The organism is Streptomyces sp. NPDC020898, from assembly GCF_044333925.1.
In the GTDB taxonomy this organism is placed as follows: domain Bacteria; phylum Actinomycetota; class Actinomycetes; order Streptomycetales; family Streptomycetaceae; genus Streptomyces.
The window spans coordinates 35,128-56,372 of record NZ_JBIRRV010000021.1; the positions used below are offsets into that span (position 1 = coordinate 35,128).

The window sequence follows — 21,245 nt, forward strand, 5'->3', positions numbered from 1 at the left end:
CCACTCCGGAGCCACGGAATCCGTCGAACCCAGGTGCCGACCGGGGTCCGGTTGGCACCTGGGCGTTCCGATGAGCCGGGCTGCTACTTCTCCGTCAGCGGTGTGACGGCGACCTGGTCGATCACCGGCGCGTAGGGGGATCGCTGGTCGTACTGGTTGTAGGTGTCGCCGTTGAAGTCGGGCAGCTCCTCGGCGGTGAAGGTGAGTCGGTTCGTGCCCTTCTTGAGGGTGACCGGGACGGTCAGGTCACGGAAGCTGTTGAAGTGGAAGGTGGTCGGGAACAGGATCTGGCGTGCCGGTCCACCGTTGACCGAGAGGTCCGCGTGGCGGGCGATCGGGTCGGGGTTGTAGTGGGTGGCGGGTGCCTGTTCGGCGTTGGAGTAGCGGATGGTCACCGCGTGCTGTCCGGCCCGCTTGGCGACGATGTCGAGGGTGAGGGCGTTGGCCTTTCCGTCTCCGATGTCGGTGACCGCCTTGCCGCCGGTGGCGAAGGTGTACGCCTCGGTGGCCTTGGCGGCGCCGCTCAGGGTGCCGCCCTCCGCCTGGTACACCTTGGTCGCCAGGTTGCCGCTCGACGCCGCGACCCGCAGCCGGTCGAGGACCAGGTTCTTCTTGGTGCCGGTGACGGTGATCTTGTTGATGCCCGCGGACAGGAAAACCCGTACGACGTCCGTGCCCTTCTTGCCGGCGCCCACCTTGGGGATATCGAGCGTGTCGCCGTTGAGGGACACCTTCGCCTTGCCGCCGCCGAGGTGGTCGAGGGAGACCGTCGCCTCGCCGTCCACGGCCGAGTGGACCCAGAAGGTCGCGGAGGCGCCCTTGGGCAGCGGCACCGCGCCCGGTCCCGAGGCTTCGGGGTGGGTGTAGCCGGGCCGGGTTCCGGTGAGGGTGGCGTACTCGGCCTCGTAGATCGCCGGCTGGGTGACGTGCTCGTCACGCAGGGCCAGGTCGATCTTGTCGATGATCGCGTCGCCCTTGGTGACGCCCAGGTCGGCGTCCTTCGCGGCGAGCGTGATCTTGTGCTTGCCGGCAGTCAGCTTCACGGTGGTGTCGGTGTGGCCCCAGACCACCCACTTGTAGCCGAGTGGCATCCGCAGTTCCTGCGGGTCCTTGCCGTCCACGCGCAGGAAGACGTTGGTGGGGCCCTGTTCCCTCACCCGGCCGTCCAGGTTGTAGGAGTTGGCGAAGACGCTCAGGTCGTACGTGCCGTCCTGCGGGACCTCGACGTCGAAGGAGAGCACACCGTCGGAACCGGTGCGCAGGCCGCCGACGTTGTAGTCGCCGCTGGTCGCGAACTTGCCGACGTTGGAGGGCGTGCCCTCAGGGCCGTTCTTGGAGTAACCGCTGCCGGTGTACGTGGCGTTCTCCGCCTCGTAGGACGTCCGCCAGCTTACGGAGGGCTCGACCGGCTCCCCGCCGTTCCCGCCGGGCGAGAGGATCACCTGGTAGGCCGACATCTCGTTCATGCCGGTCATCGGCAGGGTCACCGTGCCGTCCTCGCCGACGGATACCTCCTGGTCCGCGAGCCGCTGGGGCTGGGCCGAGTCGCCGACCTGCCCGGTCCACGGGATCTCCTGCACCGTGGCGTGCACCGTCGTCCCGAACAGCTTCGGGTCGACGTTGTCGAAGACGACGTCCGCGTCGCCGCTCTTGCCGCCGAAGATCGCCCGGGACTGCTTCTTGTCCGCGTCGAGTGTGGCCACGCCTTGGAGCGTGTACTGCTGGTTCGGATGGGGAGCGGTCACCTGGACGGTGTGTCCGGACATCTGGCCGTAGGCGTTGAACAGCCACCACTGGCCGTTGCCCTTGTTCGCGTCGACGGCCGAGTCGTTGAGGTTGCCGTCGATGTTCCAGTACGCCAGGTCGGCGTCGATCTTCGACTCCTCGATGGCGGAGACCCACTGGACGACCTGGCCCGGCACGGAGAGGTGGTAGTTGTGGCCGTACTCGTTGACGTTGATCGGCAGCGGGTCGATGCCGACCTCTTTCTCCCACTGCCGGTACTTTGCGACGCTGGTGCGGACCGCGGCGGGGCTGGACAGCTCGTGCCAGGTCATCACGTCCGGGACGACGTCGTTGGCCTTGGCGTACTGCAGGAAGCCCTTGACCTGGTCGAAGAGGAGGGAGGTGTTCGGGCCGGCGATCCGCGCGTCCGGGTCCAGGCTCTTGATGAGGTGGTACGTCTCCTTCCAGGCCGCGAAGAAGTACTGCGGGTCGTTCAGCCAGGACACGTTGTTGTAGCTCCACGCGCCCGAGCCGAACATGTTCCCCTCGGGTTCGTTGAAGGGGACGTAGACGACGTGGTCCTTGTAGTCGCCCGTCGTCGTGACCTGGGCGACCTGCTTCTTGATCTTCTCCTTGAAGTCCGCGAGCCGCTCGGGGCCGTTGGCGCCCGGCCACTGGTACGGGAAGCCCCGGTAGATGTCGGTCATGTAGATGTAGACGTCCTTGCCCCCGGAGTCCACGAACGGCGGCAGGATCTCCAGGGCGTCCGCGCCCGGGTGCTGCGGGCCGTCCTGCGCCTTGGTGGACACCGTGCGCAGGTGCATGCCCTCGATGAGGTTGCGGCTGGGCGCGCCGTCGCCGTAGATCCCGTACAGCGAGCCGGAGGCGCCGCCGTGGAAGGCGCCCGTGTCGGTGGCGAGATCGATGACGAGCTGTTCCGGATCGGCCGCCTGGGCCGTGCCCGTGAAGGGGACGGCGAGCATGGTGGCGAGGACTGCGGCCATGATGACGCCGGCTCCCGTCGTTCTTTGTCGTTGTCTCACTGAGGTCTCCGTGGATTCCGTGGCATCTCGGATGCTGGATCCGATGCGTTTCATGCGGGACGGGGCCGGTCCGTGCGGTGGTCCGGCCACGTCCCGCCAGGGGGCGAGTCGGTTCGACATGGGCCGCGCGACAGGATTCGCCCCGGTTCGGCGGCGCTCAGGTTCCGGGTTGCGGACGCACTCGGCCGGCCTTCGGGAAGCGAACCGCATGCCGTTGCGGCGGGTGCGTCGAGTCAGCGAGGCACCGCCGCCACGTACGAGCGCGACGGTCACTCGGTGGCATCCGCCGCCCGGAGGGGGAGCTCTGGGCGGCGGATGTATCAGGGGGTAAGGGCCCCGGCGACGCTCCGACGTGTGAGCGGCGCCTCGACAGCGGTCATGACCTCTCGATGGTTCGTCGAACCGGTTCGGGGAAGCTAGCATCGAGGAAACCAGCCAGCAATACCCCTGACATAGATCTCTTCGGCCGTGCATACCCGGGCGTCCCTGGCAGGGCCGGGTGTCCCGTCCCGCCGAATGTGGCGCCCGGCCTGCTGGTGAGGGCGCGTGAACCCAGGCTGACCAGGCGCCACGCCTCCGCGTGTCGAGGTTTCCGGGCCGTTACGAGAAATTCGACGCGAGGCGTTGACACCCATCCGGGTTGCTCCTACCTTCACTTCACGCGAACCGGTTCGACGATCGGCGTCTGGCCGATTTTGTTCTCTGGAATCATCGAACCGATTCGGCCGCTCTCAGCAAGGAGTCCCGTGAACATCGGTGAGATTGCCCAGCGGGCCGGTGTCTCGCGGAGCACCGTGTCGTACGCCCTGAGTGGGAAGCGTCCCGTCTCCGAGGACACCCGCCGGAAGATCCAGCGGGTCATCGACGAACTGGGCTACCAGCCCAACGCGAGTGCGCGGGCCCTGGCCAACGGCCGGACCAACACCATCGGTCTGGTCTTCCCGCCCGCCGGGAACCACTACACCGGCATGCAGCTGGACTTCATCGGCAGCGTCACCGAGGCCGCCGCGGCCTATGACTACGACGTGCTGCTCTCCCCGAGCGGCGTGGACAGCGACCGTTCCTTCCAGCGGCTGCTGGGCGAGCGCCGGGTCGACGGCGCGATCCTGATGGAGATCCGGCTGCGGGACGACCGGCTCGACCATCTCACCGCGGTCGACTTCCCCTCCGTCGCCATCGGCCGTACCGCCCACCCGGAGGGCAGTTGGTGGGTGGGGCTGGACCACACGGCACTGGCGGCGGCCTGTGTGCACCATCTCGCCGATCTGGGTCACCGCCGGGTCGCCTTCGTCAACCGGCCCGAGCAACTGCTGCGGGCGGGGTACGAGTCGGCCCAGCGCGGGCTGGACGGGTTCACCAAGGCCGCGGCGGAACGCGGGCTGACCGTCCGGTCGTACTGCTGCGGGGACGACGCCGCCTCCGGCCTGGCCTGTCTGGAGCGGATCCTGCACGACGATCCCGCCACCACGGGCCTGGTCACCCTGAACGAGGCGGCGCTCGGCGGGCTGTACCGGGGGCTGGCCCAGGCCGGCCGCCATGTGCCACGCGACTTCTCCGTCACCGGAGTGGTGGCCAGCCGGTGGGCGGAGACGGTGACCCCGCAGCTCACCGCGGCGGACGTACCGGCGGAACAGATGGGCCGCCTCGCCGTCGACCTGCTCGTCGAGCGGCTCGACCACCCCGAGGCACCGGCCCGGCATCACCTGCTCGCACCGCCGATCTCGTTGCGCGCCAGCACCGGACCTGCCGGCGCCAGGTCGGCCGACCCGGCTCCGGACTTCGGCGTCCAGACGCACCCCTGATCATCACCCCGCACACTCCCCTTCACCTCCGCACCCCGTACCGGCCGACTACGCACGTCACCGTCCGGGTGCGGCGAGGCCGACAGGCCCCGATCACCCCTCCCAGGGCACACCTGTGCCAAAAACCATGAGGAACACGCAATGAACAGATCTGCCAGACGGCGTCTCACCGCCGCAGTCCTGACCGTCGTCTCCGTCACCGCCGGCGCCACCGCGTGCTCCTCCGACTCGGGCGGCACCTCCACGAAGGCCGCGGACGGCGGCACGTACACGATCTGGGACCCGTACCCGCAGTTCGACAAGAGCTCGGCGTGGGCCAAGCTGCTGGACGACTGCGGCACCGAGGCCGGCGTGAAGATCAAGCGGACCGCGTTCGACACCAGTGACCTGACGAACAAGGCCCTGCTCGCGGCCCAGCAGGACAACTCCGCGGACGTCCTCATCGTCGACAACCCGGTCGTGTCGACGCTGGCGGAGGCGGGGGTGCTGACCTCGACCGACGACAACAAGCTGGACGTCTCGAACGTCGACGCCAACCTGCTCGGGGCGGGTCAGTCGGGCGGGAAGACATACGGCACTCCGGTCGGCGCGAACACCCTCGCCCTCTACTACAACAAGGAGGTACTGAAGGAGGCCGGCGTGGACATCGCGTCGGTGAAGGACTGGGACTCGCTGACCGCGGCGCTCGCGAAGGTCGAGAAGGCCGGGAAGAAGGGCATCACGTTCTCGGCGATCGGGACCGAGGAGGGCAGCTTCCAGTTCCTGCCATGGTTCTGGGGCTCGGGAGCCCAGCTCACCGACGTCGCCTCGTCCGAGGCGGTGTCCGCACTGTCGCTGTGGAAGAACTGGCTGGACGAGGGCTACGCCCCCAACTCGGTCATCAACAACACGCAGACAACCAGCTGGCAGGAGTTCGCGAGCGGCGACTACGCCTTCGCGGAGAACGGCACCTGGCAGCTCGCCAACGCGGAGAAGGCCGGCTTCGACTACGGCGTCATCCCCGTCCCCGCCTCCACCGGAGGCAACGCGGCGGCCCCGACGGGCGGCGAGTTCGTCACCGTCCCGGTGCAGGGCGAGACCGGCCGCTACGCCACGTCGCAGAAGCTCGTGTCCTGCCTGACCAGCAGCCAGAACCTGCTCGACACCGACACGACGCTGTCCTATGTGGCCCCTACCGGTGAGGTCCAGGACAAGCAGATCGCCGCCAACGCCGAGTTGAAGCCCTGGGTCGACGCGGTCAAGGCGGCCAAGGGACGCACCAGCGACGACCTGGGAACCAAGTACCCCAAGATCTCCGAGCAGTTGTGGAAGGCAGTCCAGTCCGCGCTGAGCGGGTCCCAGTCACCCAAGGACGCGCTCACGGCCGCCCAGTCCGCCGCCAAGTAACCAGTGCCAGAGGCCCGTTGATGAACCGCACGACACCAGCGCCGGACCCGCTGCCGGTGCGCGAGGGGAACGGGGCGGCGACCGCCGCCCCGCCCCCGGCCGCCGTCACGCGACGGCGTCCCGCTTCCCAGCAGTGGATCGCCTGGGCCTTCCTCGCCCCGGTGGTCGTCTACCTCGCCGTCTTCTACGCCTATCCGCTCTACCGCAACATCGACCTGAGTTTGCGCAACTACACGGTCCGCTCCTTCGTGCAGGGGGATGCGCCATTCACGGGCCTGAAGAACTACCTGACGGTGTTCGACGACCCGGTCTTCGCTCCGGCGCTGCTGCACACGGTGGTGTTCACCGTCGTGTGCCTGGTCTTCCAGTACGCGATCGGCCTGGCGCTCGCGGTCTTCTTCAACCAGCACTTCCGGCTCTCCGCCACCCTGCGCGCCCTGTTCCTGGTGCCGTGGCTGCTGCCGCTGATCGTGTCAGCCTCCACCTGGTCATGGATGCTCAACAGCGACTCCGGCATCGTCAACGCCACCCTGCACGCCGTCGGCATCGACCCGGTGAACTGGCTGACCTCACCGTCCTGGGCGCTGGCCTCGGTGATCATCGCGAACATCTGGATCGGCGTCCCCTTCAACCTGGTCGTGCTCTACAGCGGCCTCCAGTCCATCCCCACCAGCCTGTACGAGGCCGCCGCCCTCGACGGCGCGAACGCCTGGCAGCGCTTCTGGCGCATCACCTTCCCGCTGCTGCGCCCCGTCTCCGCCATCACCCTGCTGCTGGGCCTCGTCTACACGCTCAAGGTCTTCGACATCATCTGGATCATGACCAAGGGCGGCCCGGCGGACTCGTCCACCACCTTTGCCACCTGGTCCTACCAGCTCGGCTTCGGCAATCTGCTGCCCGCCTTCGGCCCCGGTGCGGCCGTCGGCAACCTCCTCGTGGTCGCCGCCCTCGTCTTCGGCCTGGTCTACGTCCGAGTCCAGCGAAAGCAGGCGCTGTCATGACGAGTGCACAGTCGGTCCTGAACCGGCGCCCCCGTACCTGGGCAAAGACGGCCATCGGCCTCGTCCTGACCGCCATCATGCTGTTCCCGGTCTACTGGATGCTGAACGTGTCCTTCACCCGCGACCAGGACATGCGCAAGAGCCCGCCGGACCTGTTCCCCGCCCGGCCCACTCTGGAGGGCTACCGGGCCGTCGTCGACCAGCAGTTGCCCTACCTCGGCACCAGCCTGGTCATCGGCCTGGGCACCGTCGTACTGACCGTGGCCCTGGCGGCCCCCGCCGGTTACGCGCTGGCCAAACTGCGTCCGCGCGGCGGCGGAATCCTCAACTTCGTCCTGCTGGCCGCCCAGATGATCCCCGGCATCATCATGGCGATGGGCTTCTACGCCATCTACCTCCAGCTCGGCCTGCTCCAGTCCGTTCCCGGTCTGATCGTCGCCGACTCCACCCTGGCCGTCCCCTTCGCCGTACTGATCTTCACCGCGTTCATGTCCGGTATCCCCGGCGAACTCCTCCAGGCCGCGACCATGGACGGCGCCGGAGCCCTGCGCACCTTTCGGTCGATCGTCCTGCCGATGAGCCGCAACTCGATCGTCACGGTGTCGCTGTTCGCGTTCCTGTGGTCCTGGTCCGACTTCATCTTCGCCAGCACCCTGGTCAACGGCGGCGCCAACGAGCCGATCACCCTCGGCATCTACCACTACATCGGCAACAACAACCAGGAGTGGAACGCCATCATGGCCACCGCCGTCGTGGCCTCACTGCCCGCCGCGGTCATCCTCGTCCTGGCCCAGCGCTACGTCGCCGCCGGCGTGACCGCCGGTGCTGTCAAGGACTGACTCCGGACCATCACCCGCACGCAGCCGTACCGTCCACGGGCCGTCGTGCGAGCCGTGTCGCCCCGCCCGGCCGACCGCCGACCACCCCTGCTCAAGAAACGAGTGCCGCCTTCATGACCGCCGCCCCGTCCGGACCGGCCTTCTCCGTCCACGACATACCCTTCAGCACGCACGGATCCTGGTTCGGCATCTCGCCCGTGCTGGCGGAGAAGACACGCGCCGAGGACCTCCACCTCGTCTCGCACCAGAACGGCATGCACCCCGTCCTGCGCCTCGTCCCCCTCGACACGGCGACGGGCGAGCGAGCGGAGACCACCGTCCGGGCGACGCCGAGCCTGCTCAGCTGGACGGGCGCGGACGGGCGTATCGATCTCGCCTACGAGTCGCCGGACACCGTCCGCGTGCACGGCAAGGGGCTGGGTCTGCGCGTCTCCGCGGCGGCGAAGGCCCTGACCCCGTTCAGCGGGACCTACTTCTACCGCGACCCGGTGGACGGCGCGCATGTGTTCACCTCCTACGAGACCGGGCGCCGCTACCGGATCACCGTGCTGTCCGGCACGGTGGCCGAGGTGTCCGGATCCGAGGCCCTGGGCGCCGGGGAGCGCGGTCTCACGGTCACCGCCGAGGCCGACGGATCGTGGGAGGTCGCGGTCGAGGAACTCGACAGCGCACGGCAGCCCTACCGCTCCGGGTCGGGATTCGGCGAGGTCACGGAGGCCGCGCGGCAGTCGTTCGCCGAGTTCGTCGACACGGCCGCCCCGTGGCGCTCGGACGCCACCCCGGCCGCCGAACTCGCCGCCTATGTGGTGTGGTCGGCGACCGTGCGTCCGGCGGGTCTGGTCACCCGGCCCGCCGTACTCATGTCCAAGCACTGGATGGACAAGGTGTGGAGCTGGGACCACTGCTTCAACGCCCTTGCCCTGGCTCCCGGTTCTCCCGGCCTTGCCTGGGACCAGTTCTCGCTGCCCTTCGACCACCAGGACGACAGCGGCGCGCTACCGGACTCGGTCACCCACTCCGAGGTCCTCTACAACTTCGTCAAACCGCCCATCCACGGTTGGACCCTGGGCCACCTGCGCAGACGGCTCCCCGAGCCTCTCGGCCGGACAGAACTGGCAGAGGCGTACGACAGACTCGCGCGCTGGACGGATTTCTGGCTCACCGCGCGGCGCGCACCCGGCGCGGCCCTGCCCCACTACCAGCACGGCAACGACAGCGGCTGGGACAACGCCACCACCTTCGACCCCGCCCGCGTGGCCGTCACCGCCGATCTGGCCGCCTTCCTCATCCTCCAACTGCGCGAACTCGCCGACCTGGCCGCCGAACTGGACCGGCCCGACGACGCCCACACCTGGACGCGTACGGCTGACGCGACCCAGGCCGCGATGCTCGACCAGCTCTGGACCGGCGAACGGTTCGTCGCCCGCGGCATGACCAGCGACGAGACCTGGAGCAGCTCCAGCCTGCTCGACCTGATGCCCATCGCGCTGGGCGAGCACCTGCCCGAAAGCGTCAGCAGCGTCCTGGCCGACCGCATCGAGGCCCATCTGACCTCGCACGGCCTGGCCACCGAACTTCCCACCTCGCCGCACTACCTCTCCGACGGCTACTGGCGCGGCCCGATCTGGGCCCCCGCCACCGTCCTCATCGAGGACGGCCTGCGCCGCGCCGGACACGAACACCTCGCGGACGAGATCAGCACCCGCTTCCGAACCCTGTGCGAAACCTACGGCTTCGCCGAGAACTTCGACGCCCTCACCGGGACCGGCCTGCGCGACCGCGCCTACACCTGGACCGCCAGCAGCTACCTCCTCCTCGCCGAAGCCCACGAACTCCGGCGCGCCGACACCAGGACCAACACCACCGTCGCCTGATGCGCGAGCGACAACCCACCCACACGTCCGGCACGGGGGCCGGCGCAGCAACGAACCAGCTTTACCCCTGAAGGGACGTAAGCACATGCCAGGAATCGGGCAAAGGCGCTCGACCACGAGACGCCTTCTCCACGGCATCACCAGAACACTGATTCCGCTGACCGTCATAGCCGGCGTCACCACCGCGACGGCGACGCCGGCCTCCGCCGCCACCCCCACCCTCACCGTCGACCTGGGCACCACCACCGGAGCCCTCCACTACGGCGCCTCCGGCGCGCTGTACGGCCTGTACGGCCCGGACGTACCGACGAACAACCTCATCGAGGGGATGGGGCTCCAGACCACCAACACGAAGGCCCAGGACGGACAGCAACACCCCGGTTCGGACGCGCTGGAGATCGCCAAGCCCTTCGTGGACAGCGGCGGCAAAGACATCATGATCTACATGACGGACGTGTACCGCACGTTCAGCTACGAACGGGCCGACTACGCCGCCTACCAGGCAGCGATGAAGACTCAGGTTGAGCAGGCGATGGCCAGTCCCTACAAGGACCGCATCGTCTTCGTCCCCTACAACGAGCCCGACGGCATGTGGTACCAGGGCATGCGCACCCAGGCAGGGCCGCTGGCCGCCTTCAACGCGGAGTGGCGGCAAACCTACAACTTCATCAAGGGCATCTGGCCCCAGGCGCGGCTGGCCGGCCCCAACACCTCCAGCTACACCGAGTCCTCCCTCAGGGGCTTCCTCACCTACTGCAAGGCCAACAACTGCCTGCCCGACATAGCGACCTGGCACACCCTGGGCAGCCCGGCGGACGTGCGCAGCACCGTCGACAACTACCGCGCGGCCGAGACCTCGGTGGGGATCGGCTCGCACCTGCCGATCAACCTCAACGAGTACGCCTTCCGCTACCACCTCACCGACCCCGGCCAGATGGTGCAGTGGATCGCGGCCATCGAGGACGAGAAGATCGACGGCAACCTGCCGTACTGGAACATCAGCGGCAACCTCGGCGACTCCGCTGCGGCCCAGAACATCCCCAACGCCCAGTGGTGGCTGTACAACTGGTACACCTCCATGAGCGGCAACACCGTCAAGGTCACCGGCGCCGCCAACAACGACGCGTACACCCTCCAGGGCCTGGCGAGCCTGGACACGGCCAAGAAGCAGGCCCGCGTCATCCTCGCCGGGGGCGGCACCAGCGGCGCCTCCGACACGGTCATCAAGAACATCGACCCCGCGGTCTTCGGCAGCACCGTGCACGTGAGCGTGTTCCAGGACCGCTACAGCGGCTACATCGGCGCGGCGGCCACCCCGACCCGGCTCTCCGACGCCGACATAGCGGTCGGCTCGGACGGCTCGATCACCCTGCCCATCACCCTCGACGCGATGTCCGCGTACGAGGTGATCGTCTCCCCGGGCGGCACCGGCAGCACCACCGCCTCCGACAACACCTGGACGGCCTCCTACGAGGCCGAGAACGCCACCCTCAGCGGCAGCGGATACAACATCAACACCGAGGGCACCACCAGCAGACTCGACAAGTTCGCCACCTCCGGCACCAAGGACGTCGGCGGTCTGCGCACCGGCTCCACCACGGTGATCTCCTTCCCCGTCTCCGTCCCCACCACCGGCGACTACAACCTGTCGGTGTTCGGCAACAGCTACGCCAAGGATCCCGACGTCAAGGGCCCGACCAATGTGTACATGCGTGTCGACGGCGGTGCGTCCAAGAGGGTCGACATACCGGTGGGCTTCCAGTGGGTGGTGTGGGGGCACAGCGACACCACCGTGCATCTCACCGCGGGCAGCCACACCATCACCCTGGCCACCACCGGCGACAACGGCGCGACCACAGTCGGCGACGCCATCGTCGACAAGATCGACCTCCAGTACCAGGACTCCGCCGTCCAGGGCACCACGCTCTACGAGGCTGAGCAGGCCAACCTCTCGGACAGTGGCACCGCCACGTACACCTCCCAGGGACAGTCCGGCGCGGGTGCGGTGAACCTGACCTCCGGCAAGTCCGCGACGTTCTGGGTCTACTCCGCCCGGGACGGATACGCCGACCTGACCACCCGTTACCGCAACACCGGCCAGGCCGACCTCACCGTCAACGGCAAAGCGACCGACGACCAGACTCTCTCCGGCGCGACGACCGGTGCCTGGTCCACGTCCGCCAACCGGGTCTACCTGAGCGCCGGCATCAACAAGGTCAAGGTGACCGGCACCGGCGGCACGCTCGCCCTGGACCGCCTGGCCGTGACCCCGTTCAGTGCCACCGACGCCGTCACCACCGGCAATGTCGTCACCTACCAGGCGGAGGACGGCACACTCACCGGCACCGCGGCCGCCGACACCACCTACAGCCAGGCCAACGGCGGAGTCGTCACCGGCATCGGCAACGGAACCGCCAACTCCCTCACCCTCAACGTCAACGCGCCCGAGGCCGGCACGTACGCCATGACCATGCGCTACGCCAACGGCGACGAACTGCCCTCCAACCACTACAACCCCGACCTGTACGCCCTGCACGCCGACGTCAGCGTCAACGGCGGTGCCGCCAAGCGCGTCAACTTCGCCAGCACCCTGCACTGGAACCAGTTCAACGACTACACCGTCCCCGTGACCCTCACCAAGGGCGCCAACGCCGTCAAGTTCACCGCCTCACAGCTCTACGACTACGACGGGACCACCATCGGCCTGGTCTACTCCGGCGGCGGCACCGACATCGGACAGCCCATGCGCTCCAGCTTCGCGCCCCACCTCGACCAGGTCTCCTTCGCACCGGCGAGCCTGCACATCGGCGCCTCGACCGGCTTCTCCTCCACGGCCGTCGCCCAGCACAGCGGGCTCTGCCTCGAAGACCCGTCCCAGTCGACCGCCGACGGCACCCAGTACCAGCAGAACACCTGCGGCACCGGCCAGGAACAGCGCTTCGACTTCCACCCCGTCAGCGGCACCACCGACACCTACACCGTCGTCAACCACTCCAGCGGCAAGTGCCTCGACATCTCCGCCCTCTCCACGGCCAACGGGGCCGCCGTCCAGCAGTGGACCTGCCTCGGCGCCGCCAACCAACGCTTCACCCTCAAGCCTGTCACCGCACTCGGCAACAGCCAGGACTACCAACTGGTCGCCGCACACAGCGGCAAGTGCGTAGATGTCAGCACCATCTCCACCGCACCCGGCGCCCTCGTCCACCAATGGACATGTGACACCGGCAGCACCCTGACCACCAAGAAGAACCAGATCTGGCGCCTGCTCGGCAAGAGCTGACCAGCAGCGGATCCCGCTGAGTCTCCCGGTCGCACCGGCAGAAACAGGCCCGACTTCCCTGCGGGATCACGTGAGAGGGGCCACGACACTCGGTCGTGGCCCCTCTCCTCGTACATTCTGGAGTCCCCAGTCCCGCCGACTACCGTGGCGGGGCTCGGGACTCTCGAATTCACGGAGAACGGCGGCCTCCTCCTGTGGGCGTTCCCCGTACGCAGGGCGGGAGTGGACGCTCGCGCTGCGTACGCGACCTCAAAGGGGCAGACACCTCGCCCACGCGCACGTTCTCTGATCCTCCGAGTGCGCCGCACGCATCGTGTGGGGCGCCTGTGCGGTCCGGTCGGCTCAGCGACGGCTGAATGAGTCCGAGCCGGATGCCCACCGGGTCAGTGCGACTTCGTTTGCCGGTGCCGAGGGCGTCGATGTCGTCCACCTCGTCGGAAACGTTCCCTGCGTGGCCGCGCTCTGCCGGCGGACGAGCAGGGTCAGCGCTCCAGGAGCCGCTTGCCCGCCTCGTTGTGGCTGTCGCCGGCGGCCGGGGTGAGGTTGTCGAGCTTGGCGATCTGCTCGGTGCTCAGGTCGATGGCGTCGGCGGCGGTGTTCTCCTCGACGCGGGAGACTCGCTTGGTGCCGGGGATCGGGGCGATGTCGTCGCCCTGGGCCAGCAGCCAGGCCAGGGCCACCTGTGCCGGGGTGGCGTCGACCTCGTCGGCGACGGCCTTGACCTCGTCGGCCACGCGCAGGTTGCGCTGGAAGTTCTCGCCCATGAAACGCGGGTTGGTCTTGCGCCAGTCGTCGTCGGCGAGGTCGTCCGTCGAGCGGATCTGACCGGTGAGGAATCCGTGGCCCAGCGGGGAGTAGGGCACGAAGCCGATGCCCAGCTCGCGCAGCACCGTCAGCACCTCCGCCTCCGGGTCACGGGTCCACAGGGAGTACTCCGACTGCACGGCGGTGACCGGGTGGACGGCGTGGGCACGGCGGATCGTCTGGGGGCCGGCCTCGGAGAGGCCGATGTGGCGGATCTTGCCCTCGGCGACCAGTTCCGCCAGCGTGCCGACGGTGTCCTCGATAGGCGTGTCCGGGTCGACCCGGTGCTGGTAGTACAGGTCGATGTAGTCGGTGCCGAGCCGCTTCAGGGATCCCTCGACCGCGGTGCGGATGCTCGCGGGGCTGCTGTCCAGGGAGCCGGCGGCGCGGCCTGAGTGTGAGAGGAAACCGAACTTCGTCGCCACGACGACCTCGTCACGACGGCCCTTGACGGCCTGGCCCACGAGTTCCTCGTTGGTGAACGGCCCGTAGACCTCGGCGGTGTCGATGAAGGTGACGCCCAGGTCGAACGCCCGGTGGATGGTACGGATCGACTCGGCGTCGTCCGCGCTGTGTCCGGTGTAGAAGGCGCTCATCCCCATCGTGCCCAGACCGATACGGGAAACGTCCAGGCTCCCCAGCTTGATGTGCTTCATGGCTACAGCTCCGTATGTCTCTCGGTTGCCTGCGGACGCGTCCGCACCACCCGCTGGATGCCGCTTGTACGGGGAGGCTCGTACGAAAGAAGCAGCGATTGTCGTGCTCCCCGAGTCGCTGCGGGCGGGACTCGGGTCCTCCTGCGGCGGTGCCGCGGTGCGTGTCGATCCTGTCTCTGAACAACATCGACCCTGCCCGCATCGGCCGCCGCAAGGGAGTCCCTGTTGAGCCAGGGAGCGCGGTTCGGGGGTGTGACAGGGCCCCCCTGCGACTACCTCGCAGGTCACGGCACTGCGACACTGAAGTCATGACAAGTCAGCAGGAGCATGGCACCGAACTGGGGCGCTTCCTGCGCGCCCGCAGGGCCCAGGTGACCCCCGCCGAGGCCGGCCTGACCGCCGGCACCGGTCGGCGCCGCACGCCCGGGCTGCGCCGTGAGGAACTGGCCACTCTGGCCGGGATCAGCGTCGACTACTACGTCCGCCTGGAACGCGGCAAGGAGAACCGTCCCAGTCCCTCGGTGATCGACGCCCTGGCCCGCGCCCTCCTGCTGGAGGACGAGGAGCACGACCACCTGCGCAGCCTGGCCGCCCTCGCCGCACGCACCGCATCGGAGCCACCGCCGACGCCCAGTCGCACTGTACGTCCCGGTGTGAAACTGCTGCTGGAGAGCCTGCGGCCCAACCCCGCTCACGTGGTCAGCCGCACGTTCGACCTGCTCGCCCACAACCCGGCCGGGCTGCGACTCCTCCCCGGCATCGAGGACTGGCCGGCCAGGCAGCGCAACACCGCGCGCTACTCATTCCTCCACCCCGCGGCCCGCGAGGTGTTCGACGACTGGGAGAACTCACTACGTGGCTGCGTGGCCCGCCTGCGCGCCGTGGCCGGCACCGATCCCGATGCCCCCGACCTCGCCCAGCTCGTAGGTGAACTCCTTCTCAAGAGCCCGGAGTTCGCCCGCCTCTGGGAACGCTACGACGTCCGAGGACGCGCTTACGGCCACAAGACCTACCACCACCCGGAGGTCGGCACCCTCACCCTGGGCTACCAGTCCATGCAACTGGAGGGGACCCCCGGCCAGCGCCTGGTCACGTACTACGCCGAACCCGGCACTCCCGAACACGACGCGATCGTCCTCCTCGACATGACCGCGCACGAACAGTCCTCCAACAGGACGGTGCAGGCGACCACTCCCTCGGCCCACAGCCAGGGCACACGGCCGAACGGGGGCTCGCCTTTTACGTCCTGACGCGCCCACCGTGATGAAAATGCGGGAGCTTTTGGCGACCCCGCCTGCCGCCAAGCGTTGATGTCCCTGGCCAGCTGGGCCGCCACCAGAACCAGGCCAGCGTTGCCACGTAGTCCGACACGGAACCTCACTCCGAGGTGCGGGCAGTTCCGCGGGCTGCGCGTCCCAACGACAACCTCGTGTTCTTTCAACCCATCTGCATGCCGTGGGGGCAGACACTCACCTGAGTCAACGTGGCCCCGACCGTCAGATCGCTAGGCAACGTCCGCTTCGAAAGAGTAGCCCGGCCCCCTGTCAGGGCCGTCGGGAAGTGGCCGATCCCGGCCGCGCAGGTGACTCTCCCCAACTTGCTTGAAGGGGCTACAGAATATTCATTCGCGGGGACCCTGTCGCGGATCGAATCCCTCCCTGGTAACTGACGGCGCTGAAGTCACCTACGCCGCACCGAGCGCGTCCGGTCGCTGCGGCGACTCTCGCTCGAACACGGCTTCAGGGCAGGCCCGTTGGCGGAGCACCAAAGCGTGAGACAAGACACAGGCACGTGACCGCAGTTGATGAGATTTGCCTCTATCCCGTCGATCGACGTGGCGCGAATCCTTGGGCAGGCCGCCTGATCACGACAGTCGGACGGCCTGGTGGAGTACGGCGACAGAACCGCGACGGTCGGCCGAACTCCCCTGACGGTCACCGTCACCCCGTGGCGGACGAACCGCCCCGAGGGAAAGGAATCGAATGCCCCCCACCACCCCCCACGTCCACCCGATATCGGGTGGAAGACGCTTAACCCGCATAGCCGTGGCCGCCGGACTGACGGCCGTACTCACCACGACCGGGCTGATACCCCTGACTTTCGCTGCCGAGGGCCACTCCTCTGCCGAGAGACCCAAGTCCGCGCATGACAAGCTCGGTTCGGCGGACGCCGAGCTGCTCGCCGAGGCGGAGGCCACCGGCGAGAAGAACGTCACGATGATGATCGCCACCGCTCCGGGGAAGACCGAGCAGGTCGCCGAGGAATTGGACGCGGTCAAGGGCGGCTCCGTCGGCCGCACCTACGACAAGCTCGGATACGTCCGGGCCACCGTCCCCACCGGCCGCGCGGACTCCGCCATCGCCGCCGCCGTGAAGCTCTCCTCCGTCCACGGCATCGACCTGCGCGACGAGATACGGCAGGAAGATCCGTTGCCTGCTGCCCACGGGGTAAATGGCGCTGCCGTGCAGGCGACTTCGGACACCTATCCCGGTCCCGGGAAGGACACCCCGGCCGAGAACCCGTACAACCCGTCCTTCGAGACGGGCGCCGTCGACTTCGTAAAGAAACACCCGAAGGCGGACGGCAGAGGTGTCACCATCGGTGTCCTCGACACCGGAGTGGACCTCGCGAGCCCGGCGCTGCAGAAGACCACAACCGGCGAGCGGAAGATCGTCGACTGGGTGACGGCCACCGCCCCGATCGTCGACGGCGACGGCACCTGGCGCGCGATGACGACCGACGTGTCCGGGCCGGCCTTCACCTACGGCGGCCAGAGCTGGAAGGCCCCTTCGGGCTCGTACGGCGTCAACGTCTTCCGCGAGTCCGTCACCAGGGGCGGCAGGGTCGAGGACGGCCTGACCGACGGCGATGCGAACCGCGACGGTGACACCACGGACAGCTGGGGCGTGCTGTATGAGCCGGCGGCCGGCGCGGTCACCGTCGACCTGAACAACAACCACGACTTCACCGACGACGAGCCGATGAAGCCGTACAAGGACGCTCATCAGATCGGCTGGTTCGGCACCGACGACCCCGAGACCGACATCGCCGAGCGGCAGCCGTTCGTCGTGGAGATCCGCAAGGACGTACCCATGGACCCGCTCGGCGGCGACTGGGTCGGCAAGAAGTCCGACTTCGTCAACATCGGCGTCGTCAGCAAATATCACGGCACCCACGTCGCCGGTATCGCCGCGGCCAACGGCCTGTTCGGCGGCAAAATGAACGGAGCCGCGCCGGGGGCGAGGATCGTGTCGTCCCGTGCCTGCATCTTCGGGGCCGGCTGCACCAACGTCGCGCTGGCCGAGGGCATGATCGACCTGGTCGTCAACCGCGGTGTCGACATCGTCAACATGTCCATCGGCGGCCTGCCCGCGCTCAACGATGGCAACAACGCGCGCGCCGAGCTGTACACGCGCCTCATCGACACTTATGGCGTCCAACTCGTGATCGCCGCAGGCAACTCCGGCCCCGGCGCCAACACGATCGATGACCCGGGCCTGGCCGACAAGGTGATCTCGGTCGGCGCCGGCGTCTCCAAGGAGACCTGGGCCGCCAACTACGGTTCCGAAGTGGAGAAGAAGTACGGCCTGTTCACCTTCTCCGCCCGCGGCCCCCGCGAGGACGGCGGGTTCGCACCGACCCTGGTAGCGCCTGGCTCGGCGGTCTCCTCCAGCCCGTCCTGGATGCCCGGCGCCCAGCTCTTCAAGCAGTACACGGGCTGGAACCTGCCTGCCGGCTACACCATGTACCAGGGCACGTCGATGGCGTCCCCGCAGACGGCGGGCGCGAGCGCGTTGCTGCTGTCCGCTGCCAAGCAGCGGGGTGGTGACCTCACCCCCGTGAAACTGCGAACGGCGCTCACCTCGACCGCCCGCCACATCAAAGGACTTCAGGCGTACGAGGAGGGTGCGGGCCTGATCGACATCCAGGCTGCCTGGAAGGAGATCCAGGAGGGAGCGAACGCCCACGAGTACACCGTGAAGGCCCCGGTCGACACCGCGCTCGACCAGGCACTGAAGACGCCCGGCTTCGGTACCGGGATCTACGACCGCGAGGGCGGTCTCGAGGCCGGCCAGAAGAAGACGTACAAGGTCACCCTGACGCGTACCTCCGGCCCCGACGGCCCGGTCCCGCACACGCTGCGGCTGAAGAACAACAAGTCCCGCACCTTCTCTCTCCTCGGCTCGCAGACGGTGGCACTGCCGCTGAACCGTCCGGTGACCGTGAAGGTCCAGGCCACGCCGACGTCCAAGGGAATCAAGAGCGCCCGCCTGGAGATCGATGACCGAACGACAGTGGGCGTCGACAAGCAGGTCCTGATGACCGTGATGGTCTCCACGCCGGCCGAGTACACCTACTCCGCCTCGGGATCGGTGCAGCGCAACAGCACGGAAACCTACTTCGTGACCGTCCCCGAAGGCGCCAACAGCCTGGAGATCAGGCTCGGCGGCCTGAAGGACGGTAGCCGGACGGTGGCGAGCGCGATCCAGCCGTACGGTCTGCCCGTCAGGGACGACGACCCCGACAGCCCCGATGTGGCCGCGTACCCGGACCCGCAGGCCGGTGTTTGGGAGATAGCGGTCCAGTCGTCCTACGCCTCGAAGCTGCTCGACAATCCGTACAACCTGGACGTCACCGTGTACCGCACCTCCTTCGACCCGGAGCCCGCGACCGTGCCGGAGGCCAAGGCGGGCACACCGGCCGCCGTCTCCTGGACGGCCGAGAACGAGTACGCGCCGGTGAACGGCACCATCAAGGGCGGCCCGCTCGGCTCGTCGCGGACCACACGTCCCACCATCGCCACCGGCGACACACAGACCACCACGGTCGAGGTGCCCGAGGGCACCACGTCACTGGACGTCGCCATCGGCAACCCCTCGGACAAGGCCACCGACCTGGATCTGCGGGTGTACGACGCCGACGGCGACCTCGTCGGCATGGACGCGGACAGCGACGCCGAGGAGTCGGTCTCCGTGTCTCGTCCGCCCGCCGGCACCTACACGATCGAGGTGGTGGGCTTCGACATCGCCTCCGGTTCCACCGCCTACGACTACCGCGACCTGTTCTTCTCCACCGCCCTTGGCTCGCTTACCCCAGACGATGCGGGGCCGGTGCTGGTCGGCACGGGCGCCTCGGCGACCGTGTCCGCACACGTCACGGCCGCGACCGCAGCACGGGAGAGCCGCACGCTCTTCGGCGAGGTGCACCTGCTCAACGACCGCGGGACCTTCGTGGGCAAAGGCACTGTCAAGATCGGGAAGGTGACGCCGTAGACGCGGGTGACGCCACAGCCTCACGCCCGCCCGGCTGAGGCACCAGCCCACCTCCACGTCAGTGCCCGGGACGGCTCCGACCGCCCTGGGCACTGACGTCCGAGCTCGGCGACCAGGCCGCCGCCCACGGTGCCCCTGAACCGGAGTGCCACGACGATCAGTGGAGACGGAGGCGATCCGAGCTACGGCCCCGGCCGGTACCCGCCGAGGCGTGCCCGTAGGCCCGTGGCCGAGACGACACGCCTCGCCCCGTCGACGCAGGCGGAGGGCACCGATTCAGCAGGCGGCGCTCCGGCCGGCCGCCGATCCGCCTACGTCTGGATTCCGGGGGTATCGGTCGCGGATGGGGCGTCCAGGTGCCCGAGCCAGTACAGGATCGCCTCCGACAGGCAGCGCGCGTTGAGCTTCACGTAGATGCGGCTCAGATAGTTCCGCACCGTCTTGTCGGTCAGGAACAGTTCCCGGGCGACGTCACTGACGCCCCGCCCGGAGACGAGCAGTTCCATGATCTGCCGTTCCCGCCGGGACAGTTGCCGCAGTCGATCGGCGGACGTCGCCGACTTCGTCCTCTCCGTCGTTCTGGTGCGCTCCTCCTCGTCGGCCCTGGCCCGGACGGCGACCCGGACCTGTTCGGCGGCGATTTCCGGGTCCAGGATGCTGGAACCGCGGGCGGCGCACCATAGCGCCTCGGCGAGCAGGTACGCGTACCGGTTCTCCAGGAGATAGCCGGCGGCTCCACTGTCCAGCGCCAGGCGCACGTCATCCCAGTCAAGCCCGTGGGCCAAGACCACGGCGGGCGGCAGCAAGCCCTCCATCTTGTCCGAGAAACACCTCAGCCGCTGTGCCATGCCGGATCCGTAAAACAGTACGACGTCGTCACTCGGGCGGAGCTCGTGCGGTTCCCGGACCAGTCGGGCGCTGACGCCGGCGAGAGATACCGACCTGATGTCGTGACAGCTGACGAGAGCGACCGACAACGGTATCGGATAAGGGGGGTCCATTTGGAAAGCGAAGTGGTGAATCACTACAACTCCATGTGGGGGGAGTGTATCGGAGCCCTTTGTGGTTACCTACTCCGATGATATTGAAAGTTTTAGCATCTTGCTCATCCGGTGCAAAATGGCGATATGGCACACCGGAAACGGGGAAAAATTCCCAAAGAAGGCAAAGCGAGCAAGGCCTCTCGCCGACCTTCAAAGCGTGGCGTCATGAGGGCTGACGGTTCGTGGGGTGGTGGAGGATGGCCGGGGTGCGGGAGTGCCGCTGTGCCCCGGTCCTCCGGGTCAGGCGGCAGGTGTGAGGCGGCCGGTGCGGATGGCGGCGACGACGCCGCCGTCCACGAGCAGGTCGTTGCCGGTGATGAAGGTGGCGTTGGGGCCGAGGAGGGAGGCGGCGGCCTCGGCGATGTCGTCGGGAGTGCCCGGACGGCCGGTTCCCGACGCTGCGATCATGGCGCGCATGATGTGGCCGCTGTCGCCGTCGAGTTCCTGCTGTCCCATGGGGGTGGCGATCACGCCGGGGCTGATGGAGTTGATCCGGGCTCCCCGCTCGCCCCAGGAGTT

11 protein-coding genes and 1 pseudogene are annotated in these 21,245 nt (G+C 68.2%); 8 read left to right on the forward strand and 4 right to left on the reverse strand.

Annotated features, from left to right (window positions below; translation table 11 throughout):
- Positions 1 to 83: 83 nt before the first annotated feature.
- Positions 84 to 2,729, reverse strand: coding sequence for a cellulosome protein (locus ACH4TV_RS40950; protein ID WP_398406449.1), 2,646 nt, complete (start codon positions 2,727 to 2,729; stop codon positions 84 to 86).
- A 785-nt stretch (positions 2,730 to 3,514) separates the two neighbouring features.
- On the opposite strand from ACH4TV_RS40950, the gene ACH4TV_RS40955 reads away from it, so the two are divergent.
- The 6 genes from ACH4TV_RS40955 to ACH4TV_RS40980 all read left to right on the forward strand — a co-directional run bounded on the left by ACH4TV_RS40955 (position 3,515) and on the right by ACH4TV_RS40980 (position 12,950).
- Positions 3,515 to 4,570, forward strand: a complete 1,056-nt coding sequence (locus tag ACH4TV_RS40955; protein WP_398406450.1) for a LacI family DNA-binding transcriptional regulator — start codon at positions 3,515 to 3,517, stop codon at positions 4,568 to 4,570.
- Between the two features lie 141 nt (positions 4,571 to 4,711).
- On the forward strand, positions 4,712 to 5,956 hold the full coding sequence (locus tag ACH4TV_RS40960) for an extracellular solute-binding protein (protein ID WP_398406451.1): 1,245 nt from the start codon (positions 4,712 to 4,714) through the stop codon (positions 5,954 to 5,956).
- 20 nt (positions 5,957 to 5,976) lie between these two features.
- Positions 5,977 to 6,957 carry a carbohydrate ABC transporter permease gene (locus ACH4TV_RS40965; RefSeq protein ID WP_398406452.1) on the forward strand — a complete coding sequence of 327 codons (981 nt, stop codon included), beginning with the start codon at positions 5,977 to 5,979 and terminating at the stop codon, positions 6,955 to 6,957.
- Positions 6,954 to 7,796, forward strand: coding sequence for a carbohydrate ABC transporter permease (locus tag ACH4TV_RS40970; protein ID WP_398406453.1), 843 nt, complete (start codon positions 6,954 to 6,956; stop codon positions 7,794 to 7,796). The genes ACH4TV_RS40965 and ACH4TV_RS40970 overlap by 4 nt, the downstream gene beginning before the upstream one ends.
- A 113-nt stretch (positions 7,797 to 7,909) precedes the next feature.
- Positions 7,910 to 9,670: an amylo-alpha-1,6-glucosidase gene (locus tag ACH4TV_RS40975; RefSeq protein ID WP_398406454.1), complete on the forward strand. Its 1,761-nt coding sequence runs from the start codon at positions 7,910 to 7,912 to the stop codon at positions 9,668 to 9,670.
- Positions 9,671 to 9,755: 85 nt separating this feature from the next.
- Positions 9,756 to 12,950: an RICIN domain-containing protein gene (locus tag ACH4TV_RS40980; protein WP_398406455.1), complete on the forward strand. Its 3,195-nt coding sequence runs from the start codon at positions 9,756 to 9,758 to the stop codon at positions 12,948 to 12,950.
- Between the two features lie 482 nt (positions 12,951 to 13,432).
- On the opposite strand, the gene ACH4TV_RS40985 is transcribed toward ACH4TV_RS40980, so the two are convergent.
- A complete protein-coding gene (locus tag ACH4TV_RS40985; RefSeq protein ID WP_398406456.1) occupies positions 13,433 to 14,410 on the reverse strand; it encodes an aldo/keto reductase in 978 nt (325 codons plus the stop codon).
- Positions 14,411 to 14,718: 308 nt separating this feature from the next.
- On the opposite strand from ACH4TV_RS40985, the gene ACH4TV_RS40990 reads away from it, so the two are divergent.
- Together ACH4TV_RS40990 and ACH4TV_RS40995 are read left to right on the forward strand one after the other, a co-directional pair.
- On the forward strand, positions 14,719 to 15,660 hold the full coding sequence (locus ACH4TV_RS40990; RefSeq protein WP_398406457.1) for a helix-turn-helix transcriptional regulator: 942 nt from the start codon (positions 14,719 to 14,721) through the stop codon (positions 15,658 to 15,660).
- Between the two features lie 732 nt (positions 15,661 to 16,392).
- Complete coding sequence (locus ACH4TV_RS40995; protein WP_398406458.1) at positions 16,393 to 19,683, forward strand: S8 family serine peptidase; 3,291 nt, start codon at positions 16,393 to 16,395, stop codon at positions 19,681 to 19,683.
- Positions 19,684 to 19,994: 311 nt separating this feature from the next.
- Here the strand turns inward: ACH4TV_RS40995 and ACH4TV_RS41000 are convergent, their stop codons facing one another.
- On the reverse strand, positions 19,995 to 20,531 hold the full coding sequence (locus ACH4TV_RS41000) for a LuxR C-terminal-related transcriptional regulator (RefSeq protein ID WP_398406459.1): 537 nt from the start codon (positions 20,529 to 20,531) through the stop codon (positions 19,995 to 19,997).
- A gap of 435 nt (positions 20,532 to 20,966) precedes the next feature.
- Positions 20,967 to 21,239, reverse strand: a pseudogene (locus ACH4TV_RS41005) (SDR family oxidoreductase); the annotation flags it as partial.
- Positions 21,240 to 21,245 lie beyond the last annotated feature (6 nt).

Excerpts from the sequence above, each read along its gene's own strand:
- ACH4TV_RS40950 (WP_398406449.1), bottom strand. The coding sequence starts at position 2,729 with ATGGCCGCAGTCCTCGCCACCATGCTCGCCGTCCCCTTCACGGGCACG.
- ACH4TV_RS40960 (WP_398406451.1), top strand. The coding sequence starts at position 4,712 with ATGAACAGATCTGCCAGACGGCGTCTCACCGCCGCAGTCCTGACCGTC.
- ACH4TV_RS40965 (WP_398406452.1), top strand. The coding sequence starts at position 5,977 with ATGAACCGCACGACACCAGCGCCGGACCCGCTGCCGGTGCGCGAGGGG.
- ACH4TV_RS40970 (WP_398406453.1), top strand. The coding sequence starts at position 6,954 with ATGACGAGTGCACAGTCGGTCCTGAACCGGCGCCCCCGTACCTGGGCA.
- ACH4TV_RS40975 (WP_398406454.1), top strand. The coding sequence starts at position 7,910 with ATGACCGCCGCCCCGTCCGGACCGGCCTTCTCCGTCCACGACATACCC.
- ACH4TV_RS40980 (WP_398406455.1), top strand. The coding sequence starts at position 9,756 with ATGCCAGGAATCGGGCAAAGGCGCTCGACCACGAGACGCCTTCTCCAC.
- ACH4TV_RS40985 (WP_398406456.1), bottom strand. The coding sequence starts at position 14,410 with ATGAAGCACATCAAGCTGGGGAGCCTGGACGTTTCCCGTATCGGTCTG.
- ACH4TV_RS40990 (WP_398406457.1), top strand. The coding sequence starts at position 14,719 with ATGACAAGTCAGCAGGAGCATGGCACCGAACTGGGGCGCTTCCTGCGC.
- ACH4TV_RS40995 (WP_398406458.1), top strand. The coding sequence starts at position 16,393 with ATGCCCCCCACCACCCCCCACGTCCACCCGATATCGGGTGGAAGACGC.
- ACH4TV_RS41000 (WP_398406459.1), bottom strand. The coding sequence starts at position 20,531 with ATGGCACAGCGGCTGAGGTGTTTCTCGGACAAGATGGAGGGCTTGCTG.